Source organism: Paraglaciecola sp. T6c, assembly GCF_000014225.1.
Classification (GTDB): Bacteria; Pseudomonadota; Gammaproteobacteria; order Enterobacterales; family Alteromonadaceae; genus Paraglaciecola; species Paraglaciecola atlantica_A.
Genome location: NC_008228.1, coordinates 2370134 through 2383853, shown reverse-complemented (window position 1 = coordinate 2383853; position 13720 = coordinate 2370134). Strand labels below are relative to the sequence as shown.

The 13720-nt window shown below is 44.5% G+C and carries 13 protein-coding genes; 7 read left to right on the top strand and 6 right to left on the bottom strand.

Annotation, left to right across the window (positions count from 1 at the left end):
- Nucleotides 1–10: 10 nt before the first annotated feature.
- The 3 genes from PATL_RS10025 to PATL_RS10015 all read left to right on the top strand — a co-directional run bounded on the left by PATL_RS10025 (nt 11) and on the right by PATL_RS10015 (nt 4679).
- Complete coding sequence (locus PATL_RS10025) at nt 11–2146, top strand: hypothetical protein (protein ID WP_011574778.1); 2136 nt, start codon at nt 11–13, stop codon at nt 2144–2146.
- Nucleotides 2147–2293: 147 nt separating this feature from the next.
- Entirely contained in the window at nt 2294–3889 is a 1596-nt protein-coding gene (locus PATL_RS10020; protein ID WP_011574777.1) for a tryptophan halogenase family protein, read from the top strand.
- A 52-nt stretch (nt 3890–3941) separates the two neighbouring features.
- Entirely contained in the window at nt 3942–4679 is a 738-nt protein-coding gene (locus tag PATL_RS10015; RefSeq protein ID WP_011574776.1) for a SapC family protein, read from the top strand.
- 260 nt (nt 4680–4939) lie between these two features.
- Here the strand turns inward: PATL_RS10015 and PATL_RS10010 are convergent, their stop codons facing one another.
- Nucleotides 4940–6067, bottom strand: coding sequence for a type I secretion protein TolC (locus tag PATL_RS10010; protein WP_011574775.1), 1128 nt, complete (start codon nt 6065–6067; stop codon nt 4940–4942).
- Nucleotides 6068–6850, bottom strand: coding sequence for a phytanoyl-CoA dioxygenase family protein (locus tag PATL_RS10005; protein ID WP_011574774.1), 783 nt, complete (start codon nt 6848–6850; stop codon nt 6068–6070).
- A 202-nt stretch (nt 6851–7052) separates the two neighbouring features.
- Here PATL_RS10005 and PATL_RS10000 point away from each other — a divergent pair, with 202 nt between their 5' ends.
- Complete coding sequence (locus PATL_RS10000) at nt 7053–7823, top strand: IclR family transcriptional regulator (RefSeq protein WP_011574773.1); 771 nt, start codon at nt 7053–7055, stop codon at nt 7821–7823.
- A 162-nt stretch (nt 7824–7985) separates the two neighbouring features.
- Entirely contained in the window at nt 7986–8768 is a 783-nt protein-coding gene (locus tag PATL_RS09995; protein ID WP_011574772.1) for a zinc ribbon-containing protein, read from the top strand.
- 248 nt (nt 8769–9016) lie between these two features.
- Here PATL_RS09995 and PATL_RS09990 read toward each other — a convergent pair whose 3' ends face one another.
- Nucleotides 9017–9637 carry a cytochrome c oxidase assembly factor Coa1 family protein gene (locus tag PATL_RS09990; protein ID WP_011574771.1) on the bottom strand — a complete coding sequence of 207 codons (621 nt, stop codon included), beginning with the start codon at nt 9635–9637 and terminating at the stop codon, nt 9017–9019.
- Between the two features lie 203 nt (nt 9638–9840).
- Between PATL_RS09990 and PATL_RS09985 the strand changes: the two genes are divergently transcribed.
- Nucleotides 9841–11112, top strand: a complete 1272-nt coding sequence (locus PATL_RS09985) for a flavin monoamine oxidase family protein (protein ID WP_011574770.1) — start codon at nt 9841–9843, stop codon at nt 11110–11112.
- Between the two features lie 144 nt (nt 11113–11256).
- On the opposite strand, the gene PATL_RS09980 is transcribed toward PATL_RS09985, so the two are convergent.
- Together PATL_RS09980 and PATL_RS22450 are read right to left on the bottom strand one after the other, a co-directional pair.
- Nucleotides 11257–11652, bottom strand: coding sequence for a DUF3465 domain-containing protein (locus PATL_RS09980; protein WP_011574769.1), 396 nt, complete (start codon nt 11650–11652; stop codon nt 11257–11259).
- A 102-nt stretch (nt 11653–11754) separates the two neighbouring features.
- Nucleotides 11755–11913, bottom strand: a complete 159-nt coding sequence (locus PATL_RS22450; RefSeq protein WP_011574768.1) for a DUF2986 domain-containing protein — start codon at nt 11911–11913, stop codon at nt 11755–11757.
- A gap of 356 nt (nt 11914–12269) precedes the next feature.
- Between PATL_RS22450 and PATL_RS09975 the strand changes: the two genes are divergently transcribed.
- Nucleotides 12270–12608 (top strand): YggL family protein, encoded by a 339-nt coding sequence (locus tag PATL_RS09975; protein WP_011574767.1) that lies wholly within the window; start codon nt 12270–12272, stop codon nt 12606–12608.
- Between the two features lie 104 nt (nt 12609–12712).
- On the opposite strand, the gene PATL_RS09970 is transcribed toward PATL_RS09975, so the two are convergent.
- Complete coding sequence (locus PATL_RS09970; protein ID WP_011574766.1) at nt 12713–13270, bottom strand: hypothetical protein; 558 nt, start codon at nt 13268–13270, stop codon at nt 12713–12715.
- Nucleotides 13271–13720: the final 450 nt, after the last annotated feature.

The following is a 13720-nucleotide window of genomic DNA, read 5'->3' as shown; positions in this document are numbered from 1 at the left end:
GTATAAAATTATGAAATCAACTCAAGCATCTAAATTTTTGTTAGCTAGCGTCGCCTGCTCGGTCATTACGGCCTGCGGTGGTAGCAGTGGCGGTAGTTCAGCGCCCACAGTTTCAAGTAACTCACCTTCCCATGGCGGCGATATTTCACTGACCTATTCAGAGAAAGATCCGTTCAAACGTCTTTTTCTGCTAGGTACACCTGCCGGTGAAAATAGTGGTACGGGTGTGGCCACCGACATGGACGGCGATATCCTGCGCATCACAAACATCAGCTCAAACCTAACGGACATGACAGGCTTTGAGATAGACGGCTTGTATTTAGGCATACGCCCAGAAGCTGTCGCACCCACCTTAGATACGGGTGAGTCTTTAACAATGACACTCACCTACGACATTACTGATGGCAGTAATACCACAGCTCGTTCAGCCACTATTACTATTACCGGCGAAGATGTAGCGCCAGTGGCAGAAGGTGATCTTGCAGGTAACTTTACGCGTGATACAGGTACGGCGGTCGTAGATTTGCTCAAAGATGTTGTGGATGGCGATGATGAACCATTAACCGCATTTGATGTCATCGCAGATCCCAATAATCCATACAGCATCCCGTTTACTATCAATGAAGATAGCCAGTTAGAGCTTGATGTAAGTGCGGTTGAATCACAAATACCAGATGGTGAAAAAGTTACGTTCAGTTATACCTATAAAGTCAAAGATCACCGCTTTGAGATTGATCGCAATTTAATGATTAATATATTGGGTGTACAAGACATTCCTGGCGCTCCACTTATCTTAAATTACTTTTTAGAAGCGAGTGCCAATGAAACGGATGCCGTTCAAACATATGATTTAACTCAAGAAACATTAGAACGCGAGGGCGATGAAATTGTCATAACTGATCTAACCCTCGATGGCGAAGCAGAGTTACCCTACGGTGTTGAGCTTGACGGAAATATGCTTCACGTTGATCCTCACGCCCACTTTAATGATGTCGCTAACGGCCAAAGCATCGCCCTTTCATTCCTATTTAAGGTAGCAGATGATGCCGGTAATACCGCTGATGGAGAGAGAAGTTTAGTCGTTACTATAAATGGAGAAGAAACAAACCTAGTAGCGGCATCTGGGTTTAACGCCGATTTTGAAGATCCTACATTTTTAGGACCACTCGATAAATCGGTCAACCCAGCAGGCTTCGTATGGGGATTCGCCAACTGGGGCTGTCCTGTTAAAGAGATCCGCAGTGATGCGGCTAAAACCGGTGACTATGGGCTGTTCATGCAAGGTAGTTTTTGCCATTTTGAAGTACATAACATCGTCACTTCTTTAGAAGACAATCAAAAATACGCTATGTCGTATTGGCTAAACAATGAAGCCTCTAACGGAACGAATGGCAACCCATATGTACCACTATTTACGACACCAAACGAAGGGTCTGATCTGAATAATAGATTCTGGATGGGTAGCCGATATTTCGATCAATCTCTAAATGTTTGGATGGAACATGTGCAGTTAATTAATACTGGCGAACATGGTAACTGGGACGGTTATGAAACGCTTCCCGTGCACTTTGGTTTGCTCAAGTATGATGACTCTTACGCAGGTGGTAAACACAATATTGACGATCTTAATATGGTCAAATATGGGCATTTTGATACTGCTGTGCATGACATGTTGATCGATGATGTCGGCCTGTTTGAAAACGCTGAAACCATTATCAGCGACGGCGGGACCGTTGAAATACGCGACGTCGAGGGCATGCAAAAATTATTCGTTGATACCACAGGTACCACAGATGGCGTGACGATTAGCCTACCCATCAAAGCTGGAGCAATTAACGCTGGTGGCCGTTACGCCGTGGTATTGGATGCGCAGCTAATAAACCACGACACCCTATATACTGCGGGCGAGAGTACGGTTGTTCTGTACCAAATCAACCTGTCTAATGGCACAGAAACTATCGCCGCCAATGGTAGCGGTACAACTGAGGGAGCTGACAGTAAAACCTCAGACATCATCATTACTGAAGAGTTTGGCCGCAGCGCAGCGATTGATTGGTCACAAGAAACCATGACATTGAACGTGATGCTCACGGAAACAAACGCCCAGTACTATATTGATAACGTACGTTTAATCGCTATTCCTTAACGCCGAATAAATGACCTTAGTACGCTCTATTAAAGCCCTATGAATATTTTTCATGGGGCTTTTTATTTACTGCCATTGTTTGGAAATAATTGGCCGATATTCGGCGATTTAATGCTAAGCAAACAAACGTTCAAAAGGCGAAAATGAGTGCAACAGAGTAACCCGATAAAACATGTTGTGATTGTTGGCGGTGGCACTGCAGGTTGGCTTACTGCGGGTTTACTCGCTGCCCGTTTGTCTTCGCGAATTAACAACGATGAACTGACTATCACCTTATGTGAATCCCCCGACATGCCAACCATAGGTGTAGGTGAAGGCAGTTGGCCCACGCTTCGCAGCACGTTACACACAATAGGCATATCGGAAACGGATTTTATTCGCCAGTGCAATGTGTCATTTAAACAGGGCTCGCGTTTTATGCATTGGGATAATGAAATCGCTAGCCAGTACGATCACCCTTTTGATGTGCCAGAGCAGGCAAACCAAGGGGCGCAAGCCCAGCATTGGTTGTACACCAACAAGCACGTTCCCTTTAGTCACGCTTATTGCCTGCAAAGTGCACTGGCAAATCAGCATTTAGCGCCAAAGTTGATCACAATCGCTGAATACAGCGGATTTGCCAATTACGGTTACCATTTAGACGCAGGTCTATTCGCCACATTATTACGTCAGCATTGCGTTAATCATTTGCAGGTTAAGCACATATTCGCCAAGGTCAAACATGTCATTCAAGAAAGCAACGGCGACATTTCGGGCTTGCAGGTGGTTGAGGCAGAAGGAGAAACAGAAGCAATACCGACAAATAATGGCGCCTTATCACATCTCACTGGTGATTTATTTATCGACTGCACAGGGTTCAGTGCCCTGTTATTAGGGCAAACTCTAGGCGTAGAAAATACGTCTGTTGAAGATGTACTATTTGCCAACAATGCCATCGCAACGCACGTGCCTTACGCGACTGACCAAGACCCAATTGAATCATTTACCTTATCAACCGCCCAAGACAACGGCTGGATATGGGATATAGGTTTACCTAATCGTCGTGGTGTTGGTTATGTCTACAGTGACCGTTATTGCGATGATGAAAGCGCCAAAGACGCGTTATTGCAGTACATACGGCGGCGACATAAGGATACCGACTCACTTACCTTCAAACATATCCGCTTCACCCCAGGTTATAAACAGCAGTTTTGGAAGAATAACTGCGTGGCCATTGGTTTATCTGCAGGTTTTATTGAGCCTTTGGAGGCGTCAGCTATTGTACTGGTTGAGATGTCAGCCAATATGTTAGCCGAACAATTACCTGTGACGCGCCAGAGTATGGATATAGTAGCCGAGCGGTTTAATCAAACGTTCACCTATCGCTGGCAACGTATCATTGATTTTTTAAAACTACATTATGTGCTGAGCAAGCGTACCTCCGCTTTTTGGCAAGACAACAGAGCCGAGCGCTCAATTCCGGCCTCACTCAAAAAGCTGTTGCTCATGTGGCGCCATAAAGTGCCGGATTTTGCCGATTTTCCGGCCAGGGATGAAGTGTTTCAAGCAGCCAGTTATCAGTTTGTTCTGTACGGAGCGGGTTTCAAAACGAAGCTTCTTTGTACACCAGACCCACGAATACTTGAGGCCAGCGAACAACTCTTGTCATCGATTCAAGGTTTTACCGCTCAGCTATCAAACAAAGCGATAAGCAATCGCGCGTTGATCAACAAGATACACCAGTTCGGCTTGCAAAAATTCTAATTTATATAATGCATCAGCCAGTTTAATAGATAACAAAAAAGAGACGAAAACGATGGCACAACTACAACTCCTTACCTCTGAAGCACACGGCAAACTTAACGTTATTCGTGGTGAATACCTCGACCCAAGCTTCGCGGTTAACCTAAGCACGGTGATGGTGTCTGAGTTAGCATTTCTCGTACACGAATATCCACTGTTTTTTTATAAGTCTGCACGCAGTGGCGAGTTTCAATTAGCGGCATTACTCGGGTTTGAATCTGGCCAAAACCTGTTTTTAGACGGTGGCAAGTGGGTGTCTCGCTATGTGCCATTAGACGTTCAGCGCCGCCCTTTTCAGCTGCATGTACCAGCTCCCCAAAGCAGCGCAGCTCAGAATGTCGAGGGACAGGGCAACAAGCCCACCTCTGGGCACTTAGCCATAGACCCAAGCAGTGCGCAGTTCTCTGCGACTAAGGGGGAGCCACTCTATAACGGCGATGGCTCGCCAACAGCGACGTTATTGCATTATCAAACGCTATTTTCTCATTTGCTCAGTGCCAGCGAACAGACCCGAAGTGTCATAGCCACACTAGTGGCTCACGAGTTACTCGAAGCAGTTGAACTAAACGTAACGCTCAAAAATGGTGACATTACGCTTAACGACTTATACGCGGTAAATGTAAAAAAACTCAACGGATTAACCGGCGAAGCTTTGCAAGCGTGCCACAACAAAGGCGTGTTGCAAGTATGCCATTTAGTCATGAGTTCAGGGGCTCACTTAGAAACGATGATAGAGCGCGCCAACACGTAACGTAATCCCTGTTGATGTAACAATATCGCGGAAACAGGAGTAGAGCTTAAGGCAGGACAAACAACCTAAGGTCACGAGGTAGCAATCTGTGTTAATACCTGATCATCTTGAGCTATTACCCTGCCCCAAGCAGCACTCGATGGCCTTAGCCCACTGAGGTTGATAGCCCAAAAGCTACATTTTCGCCTAGAACATTAAACCCGCAAGAGCGGGTCTTCCATGGTAAATCGATTAGCTTGGTTTAAGCACCAGCCACATGTTTACAGGCGCTCTAGCTTCATGGGGTAACTCTGATTCGCATTCCATTGGCCCACGTAAAGGTTGCTGTCATCATCCACGCATAAGCCGTGACAATGGTTAAACACATCCCAGGTGGTTTGCATCGGCTGTAACACATCGTTGATATACTCAGGTGTAGTGCCGCCAATATTCGCTACCACGCGGTTGTCTTTATCAAACACGCTGATAAAGCCCGAATCGTCTTGGTTTTTACCATCAATATGTGACCAACATACCGGCGCATAGAAATGCTCGCCCTTAAATATAGGACCGCCAATATAGGCACCATTCGCATCAATAGTGCCTAAATACTCACCACTTAGGGTGAAGCGCTTTAAGCATTGTGCCCCTCTGGAGCTAACAATCAACTCAGGTGTGTTTGTACGCTTGTCTATGCCTATACCATGGGTATTCGATAGATTGTAGTTTGCATCGATATTATAGTGGCCGCCCCAACGGCGAATAAAACGCCCTTGGTTATCGTACTGAAGTAAGTAGTCAGAGCCATAGCCATCAGTAACGTACAAATCGCCATTATCACTAATAGCAATATCCGTCGGCCTAAAAGGTTGGTCGGGTCGATAAACGCCGTAGGTTTGAGGATGACCAATACTGAATATGAGTCGCCCAGCCATATCCAATTTCGCGATAAAACCAGATTGGGCAACAACGCGATTATACGGCGAATCCCATGCTTCAGTAGAATGGCCATCCCATAAGCGGTTTTTCACCCAGCCGCTATCAACGAGATACATAAAGTCCTCACCATTCTCATTGACTATTTTGATGCTGTGGCCGCCTGGCATATGTGTGCTGAAGGTATCGATCAGTTTGCCATCGCGATTGTAAATCACGATATTATTGCGCGGGTCGTCAGTTATCATCACCACTCGCCCTTTAGCATCGATATCAAGACCGTGGCAGTTCTCAACCGGTGTTTGGCTATTATCAAGTCGCCCCCAATAGGCATTAACTCGATACCTAAACTGCCCTTGCCCCACTATCATTCCATGTGGGTCACGTTTAGATTTAGGCAGCACCCAACCTGATTGCAACTTATCCCCTTGGGGGCTTTTGTGATTAAATTTCTGAGAATCTATAACCGGCATTTAAGAGGCCTTAGCTTCTTCAGTTTCTTGCCAATTGATAATAGCGTCATCAGCGACAGGGCTAAACGGATAGAATTTAGCTTCATTTTCTGCAAAAGATTGGTTGCTGATGGCGTTATAAGCGCAGATCATCGACCAACGAGGCTCCGCTGCACGGTTCTGATTTGACTTGTGCAACAAATTACAATGGAAAAACAATACATCACCAGGTTCAAGCTCTACATTCACTAACTCGTGAAATTTCATTGCTTCCTCAACAAAGTCGAGGGCAGCCCCTTTTTGGTCGCCGGTTTTATTGTGATCTAAACGGCCTAAATGGTGTGAGCCTTTTAATACTTGTAAGCAGCCGTTTTCAACCGTTGCGCGGTTAATCGCCACCATGCAGCTGATCGCTTTTGGGTAAAGCATATAGTTGTCACGGTGCCAATAACCAAAATCTTGATGCCATTCCCACGCTCCACCTACAAAGGGCTCTTTCATCATGATCTTAGTGCTGGTGTGGTAAATCGGCTCACCGATAAGGGTTTCACACACATCAGATAAACGGCGACTACGTGAAAACATACTGTATAAGTCGTTGCCGGTTTCTTGCCACAAGCACACTTTACTTACCGCGCCGCCCGCGTCTTTCTTGTGCCATGCTCGATCATTTAACGAATCATCGTTAAATGCTTTTTCTTGTAAACGATCTATTTCCTCAGGGCTGTAGTAGCCGCGAGCGATAACATAACCATCGCGATGAAAGTCAGCAATTTGTTGCTCAGTTAAAGTGATGTTACTCATAATGTTGTCCTCTTGTTATTCAGCTCAACCGTAAATTGTTAACAATATTGAAATAGAAACAACATAAACGCAAGTTAAAATTCATATAAAAATATAATATTTAAATATGAATGTTAATTTATTGTTGTGTATCAATATCATGCTAGGCTTTGCGCCTATCGATAGGTAAAATCAGACCTGAAAAATCACGGAGCAATATTCATTGAGTGACAAGCCCACAACCAAATACGCGGTACCTGCCCTAGATAAGGGCTTAGACATACTGGAATATTTAGCCAGCCAAGAATTACCCCGCTCCCAAAGCGAAATAGCCCATGGCTTAGGGCGCAGCCCAAATGAAATATTTCGTGTGTTGGTGGGCTTAGAGGCCAGAGGTTATTTATTGCGAGATGATATATCAGGGCGATATCGAATCTCATTCAAACTGTATAATTTATCTCGCAGTATTTCGCCGATTGACCAAATGCGTCAATGCGCCCTGCCTTACATGGAAGATCTTGCGGTTAAAATTGGCCAGTCGTGTTATCTATGTATGCTGTATCAAAGCCAAACCATGGTAATTATCCAAGCGCGCAGCCACAGCCCTGTGTTTCTGAATATTACCGAAGGATCATTATTCTCAACTCTTACTTCTACAGCGGGTAAGGTACTGCTGGCTAACAGTAACCCCTCAGTAAGAAAAATGTTACTCGAACACGACCCTGATTTCGCTAGCTTAAGCAAAAAACAACAGCAGGACTTACAAGTAGAACTAGCACGCATCGAAGCAGATGGTGTTTATGTGCAATCAAACATCTTGATTGACGGGGTAACCGATGTCGCAACCTTAATAGGCCAGCCCCAAGGAAAAGTTATCGCATCATTAGCGGTCTCTTCACTACACAGCAAACTCGGTAAACAACTTGAACAAGACCGTTTAATCAACCACCTAACCGACACCGCAAACATCATTACCGAACAGTTGGGTTGTTAACAGACAGACTAAGGGTCGGTGGCCAGTCTTATTCACAGTCAACTCATAAAACCAGCGTAGGTAATTACCGCAATACGCTACGTACAATGCCGAATAGCGTATGACGGTGTGCTATCCCATGATTAAAGTAGGTTAAAACTTTTGATTAAAAGGGAGCTGACTATGAGCGCGAACAAACGGTTAAGCGAGTTACAAGAGAGCTATCACGCGATGGTGGATAGTGTAGAGGAATTTGTGGTCAAAGAAGGTAAAACGTTGCAGCAGGCTTTTCACGCAGCAGAGGAAAAGCTAGGCGAGACAGCACAAATCAGCAAAGAAAAAATTCAACTGGCCAGCAAAGAATTAAAAGATCATTTGCGATTATGGGGTGACGTTGTTGAGGGCGTAAGTGAGGCTTACAAGGACCAAATCAAGTTCGATCTCGCTTATGTAAATAGCTCAGCTTGGAGCAAATTACAGAGTATTGCTAATGCGAGTACCACAGAGTTATTGGAATTCACCACGACCCTAAAAAATACAGCACAAGATGCAGTAACAGAAAACCATAAAGCGGCTCATCAAGAACACAATTTATGGGCTTCCGAGCATGCTTTATGGTTAGATGAAGTCGCATTCTGGAAAAAAGAACATGAGCAAGCAATAACCAAACTTAAAGATATTGAGAGAGTTCTTGAACAACAGTCAAGCACACTGTCTCAACATGTGAATGCGATTCAAGAACATGCAAAAAGTGATGATAAACACGAAAAAATCATGAAAGCAGCGGAGCAAGACTCAAGCAGTAACGTATTTGAAGAGGCTGATCGTAAAGAAATATCAGTGCATCAACATGAACGGCAATTACATGCAAAAACCGCCGAAGCGCATCATGCGCTAAAAACTCATCATTTTAAAACCATGGCAATGATCAATATGCTTTATAAAGAAACTCATAAGGTAGAGTAACCAATGTGCCTGAGGTAGCGTTATATTTCACGGTAATTCGATTCATCTGAACGCAAAATAGAGGCTTAGCCGCAGTAGCTCATTCTATTCACGCTATATCACGGCAGATGACGGCAGTGACCAACACCATGTGTTCACTGCCTATTTGATATTCACAGAGCGTTTTACGCTAAGTTGCAACACAACAAATGGCTTCCCCCAGCGCAAGTCAATCCTCATTCAAAACTTGCCAAGTTCATTTCCCATGACTATTGCGCAGATACAGCAAAAATTATTTCGCCTTGCTCCTTATTAATCACCGCAACCTCTTGCAGTACCCATTTATCTGCCACGTCAGTGGCATAAACATAGACCTCGGCTGCGGATTTATCACCGCTAATGGTGTAATTCAAATTTGCTTTACCACCTTCACCTGAATAGGTGATTTCACCCAACACAAAAAAACCAGGCTCAGGGTTTTCACCCACCAAGGCGATAACCCCAGGGTGCGTTTTGACGGCTTGTACCGACAAATCGTACGCCTCCCCTTTCATCATGCTCATCACCGCAACAAACATGAGCGGGAAGACAACAAACACCAGCGTAAGACCCGCATTACGCCACTTTTTTTGGACGGATTTGAAATGTGCTACATCTCGCCAGGTACGGTTCTGCCAAGCCCACTCATTTCCTTTAGCCCCTAAAACAAACATCATCACAACATTCACCAGTGGCACAAACATCAGCAAAGCAATGAAGGTACTATTCCCGATACCCCATATCCAATTCAGTAAAAAGGCGCCCCAATTCCACCCCTTTATTTCTTCTGGTACCACTGACGCTTTGCCCATACCGGAAATATACTTTTGCTCCGTGTGCTTTTGCTCCATATGTCATCGTGCTCCCTTTTTTACTTAGTGTTAACAGCTGCTTACGTATACTTGCTCATAGGCCTTTTTATCAAGACACCCATGATAACGAATTAATCAAAATATGCATCAGATCCATACAATATGGATGATAACTATCTACCGATAGATACACCAAGTAAATACTGCTATAGTAACGATATTCAAGTATCAGAGGTTTGGGTGTGGAACAAACAAAAGTCATTATTATTGGCGGTGGTTTAGCGGGCTTATATTCAGCGGCAAGGCTTGAGGCTCTGCACATTCCCTATGTTTTACTTGAAGCTAAAAGCCTACTCGGTGGGCGCATTAGCTCTGTGCCTGCAGCATATGCTACGCGCGAACTTGGTGAGTTCGCTGCTAAGGTTGCCGATCAATTTGCAAATAGTCACGATATGGGCCCGACGTGGATTTTCCCTCATCAGCAAAAAATGCAGGCCCTAGCCGCAAAGTTGGATGTTAAGTTGTTTGAGCAGTACACCGCGGGTGACGTGCTTTATCAAGCACCTAATACAACGAAGGCCAAACACATTAGCGGTGCGGAAGCGATGCAGTTGTTTCGAGTTGAAGGCGGTATGTCTCAGTTGATCCAAAAACTACATGCGAGCATTGACCCGAAGAGCTCGAAAGATAAAACAGCTCGGACAAATTCTCAGGACAAAATCAAACTAGAGCACTGTGTTAGCAATATAATGCGGGACGAAGAAAACGGACTTTGGACCATTTCAGGCCACGTTGCTGGCACCAACCGCGCACCCAAAGATAGCGCTCTAGCGCGTACATCTATCAAAATCCAAGCTAGCGAACATCCATCCCAAGCACTTCAACGTTTTGATTACAGTGCAGAGCATCTAGTGCTCGCGTTACCTCCGCGTATTATACAGCGTGATTTGGCGTCAAACGTGTGGGGCTCGCCTCTACTAAACCAACGTTTAAGCACGGTGCAAACATGGATGGGTGCACAGGCTAAATTTGTGGCCACCTACCCTCAGCCGTTTTGGCGTGACAAAGGCCTTTCTGGCCAAGCATTTAGCCAAGTTGGTCCTATGGTTGAAATGCACGATGCCAGCGCCAGTGAAAATCATAGTTTCGGAATATTCGGGTTTATTGGTATTCCCGTATCGCAGCGCAATCAGCTGACTGAAAATCAGTTAAAACAAGCCTGCCTCGATCAACTCGCGTTTTTTTATGGCGATGACGCGTATAGCGCTACTGATTGCTACGTCAAAGATTGGGCGGTTGATCCGTTTTGCGCCACGGAGCGAGACATTAATGAGCCATCGAAACACCCAGATTTCAATCATCGAGGATTAGAAGACGAACTAAAAACGCTTAAATTGCATCTCGCTGGTAGCGAGTTTGCCCAACAGGATGCGGGCTATTTAGAAGGCGCGTTATACGCAGCCGACAAAGCAGTTTCAGGGATTAACCAAGCACTAGGTAATTCCTTTGATTAGCTCTGCTAACACAATAAATTTTTCGTTTTGTACCTTTGCTATATAAAGCAGTTTTCGAGTCTGGGTGTCTAAGCGGTATTTTAAAGCTATCTATCGGAGCCTTGCTTTGATGCCCTTTTTAGAAGCAAGGGCCAAGCAAATCGTTCATTGGTAAACTCTGCCTTTGTGCTTTAACCAACCCGGTACGTGACGATTCTGAGGGTCGTGGTGAGTCCAGTGCACTACGCCGCCCTTACTGCTCCATTCATATTCACCATAAAACTGTACTGTATCGCCTTTGGCGATACCAACAATTCGCGGCGCTAGGTCGATGTTATGGGCTATCAAGATGGTTTGCCCTGAGACCAGCTTTAAAATGAATTTTTGATGACGTGAACCCTTATTATCGTCTCTCAAAACTCTGGTCACAGTCCCCATGCTCTTGACTTGCACATCACTTTTTTGACTGGCGAACGCTTGTTCTGCGGTAACTGCTTGCACAGCATTGGCTGTAAACAAGAGTAAGATTGAAAGGCATAAGGCCAGGATAGTGCTGTGCATAGAAACGTTCCTTGTTTTGGTAGAACCCCATTAACTGGCTCAAAGCGAGCAGTTGAATGAACTGAATATTGGATGGTGTAACATACAAGCTTGTAAAAGCCGTTATTCGGTTTGCTCCTGCTCTTCGGCTTGTGCAGCGGCTTCAAGTTTTGCGCGCTCGGCCTTAGACACATAGCCTGATTTCTTTTTACCACTATTTTTGGCAGCAACGGCCTTCACACGTTTTTTGTGGATTTGAGTGAGCTTTTTCTTTCTATTCATGTTTCATTTTTCTATATGTCTAAGTGTTATGTCTATTGATTACGATTTTCTGTTTAACGGCCAAATGACGTCGTCAAACATCAAACTAAAGGGGGCAATTGACACGTGAAAAGCGCCAAGTGAATGTATTATACCCGATCAGGTATGGGCTGTTACGATTCTTTCGTGACTGCCGTTTTTCTTTATGTGATTGATTGCCTAGTTTTCTTTCTATATTTTTTCTTTGTTTCAATAAAGCGGCGCAAAAGCTGTTAGTATGCGCGCGTTAACGGCGTAACCAACGTTTAGCCTTCACGTTTTACATGCGTGAGCAAATGTTAGCGCCATTTATTTCGCACATATTTTACAGGTATACCATGACAGAGAAAACAACGAGAAACAGACGTATTCGTAAGAAACTTCATTTAGACGAATGGGCCATTCTTGGCTTTGAATTTAGCTGTAATTTGGCTGAAGTATCAGAAGACGAATACGAAGCGTTCTTCAACACATTTGCTGATGTTGTTATTGCGCAAAACCTTTACATTACGCTGAATGATGAAAGCGAAACATTGGAAGGGTTCGTTACCTCTGCTGATCGTTACGGGAATGCTACCGAAGAAGACAAAACCGCCATCGAAGCGTTTTTAAACGGCCAAAACATCGCTAGTGATGTAAAAGTTGGCCCATTGGTTGACGCAATTTACGGTATCTAACAACGATATTGAACAACGGCATCTCATAAAGATGACCGAGCGTTGCTCGTGTGTTTTATATGCACAGCAACGCAATGTTCTTCTATTTCCTGCGACACATATCATCATATCCCAAATGATCGCTTAGTTTCATTTTGATTGCTTTGTGCAAAGCCTGACAACAACGCCTGTTGTGCTTCATGCTCGGCGGTTCGTTCACTTGCTTGCTCCACTAAGTCTTGCATGAGCTGTGTTAACGCATCAATACGCTCATTTATCACTTCAAGCCTTTGTTGTTGTGCTTCGTTCAGTGATTCTTTTTCTATCAGGTTGTCGCGCTCTGACGCTAACGCTTCAAGCTCTGCCTTTAGCTCATCAAGGGTACGTTTATCTACTCCCAGCCTGTTCGCTAACAGGTACTCAAAAGCTTCATCGCCAAACGTTGGTTCGCCCTGCTGTGGTTCATTTACGTGATTAGATTCTGTGATGCTATCTCGCTGCTTTGATTGCTGATGTGATTGCTCATGTGATTGTTGAACAGCCAACTCAGCGGCAAATGCTTGCCCACTAGCGGAAGCCGTTTGCTGATTGGTATTATCACCGCGAGTTGCTTTACCCACATCATTTGCTCTTGCAGCATATTCGTTTTGCCATTTTTCGTACTCGAAACTCGTCACTATCATGGTTCTGTACTCCTTCGGCCAATGTATTCACGCCTAACGTGTTTACACATAAACTACGTTCGCTTGAAGCAGTAGCACATTCAGCGCCAACATGAGAGCCAATATCAGCGCTACAACCACTACCCTGACAAGTAGCTGAACACGCGCCTACATTGAGACTTTGTTTAAAGCTTACGCCCCATCAATTATGGGTTACATCGCGATAAAGACAGAGAAAGAGCGAAGCTTTCGACATAAAATGCAGATATCACGGGGAATAACCTTTGAAGAAACAAGCTTCATCTAATATGTAGTCGCTCATATCTAATCAAAAAAAAGAAAAAAGGAAAGACACCCATGATTAAAATAGCCGATTTTCAGGTCTGAGCTAGAATTGATGTGTGTCTCATTTTTATCCGATTCTTTCCTCAGCGCTCAAGATTCCAGTGAAAAATTCTCAATCACTAAACT

Coding starts and splice junctions, on each gene's coding strand:
- PATL_RS10025 (WP_011574778.1), top strand. CDS start 11: ATGAAATCAACTCAAGCATCTAAATTTTTGTTAGCTAGCGTCGCCTGC.
- PATL_RS10015 (WP_011574776.1), top strand. CDS start 3,942: ATGGCACAACTACAACTCCTTACCTCTGAAGCACACGGCAAACTTAAC.
- PATL_RS10010 (WP_011574775.1), bottom strand. CDS start 6,067: ATGCCGGTTATAGATTCTCAGAAATTTAATCACAAAAGCCCCCAAGGG.
- PATL_RS10005 (WP_011574774.1), bottom strand. CDS start 6,850: ATGAGTAACATCACTTTAACTGAGCAACAAATTGCTGACTTTCATCGC.
- PATL_RS09995 (WP_011574772.1), top strand. CDS start 7,986: ATGAGCGCGAACAAACGGTTAAGCGAGTTACAAGAGAGCTATCACGCG.
- PATL_RS09990 (WP_011574771.1), bottom strand. CDS start 9,637: ATGGAGCAAAAGCACACGGAGCAAAAGTATATTTCCGGTATGGGCAAA.
- PATL_RS09980 (WP_011574769.1), bottom strand. CDS start 11,652: ATGCACAGCACTATCCTGGCCTTATGCCTTTCAATCTTACTCTTGTTT.
- PATL_RS22450 (WP_011574768.1), bottom strand. CDS start 11,913: ATGAATAGAAAGAAAAAGCTCACTCAAATCCACAAAAAACGTGTGAAG.
- PATL_RS09975 (WP_011574767.1), top strand. CDS start 12,270: ATGACAGAGAAAACAACGAGAAACAGACGTATTCGTAAGAAACTTCAT.
- PATL_RS09970 (WP_011574766.1), bottom strand. CDS start 13,270: ATGATAGTGACGAGTTTCGAGTACGAAAAATGGCAAAACGAATATGCT.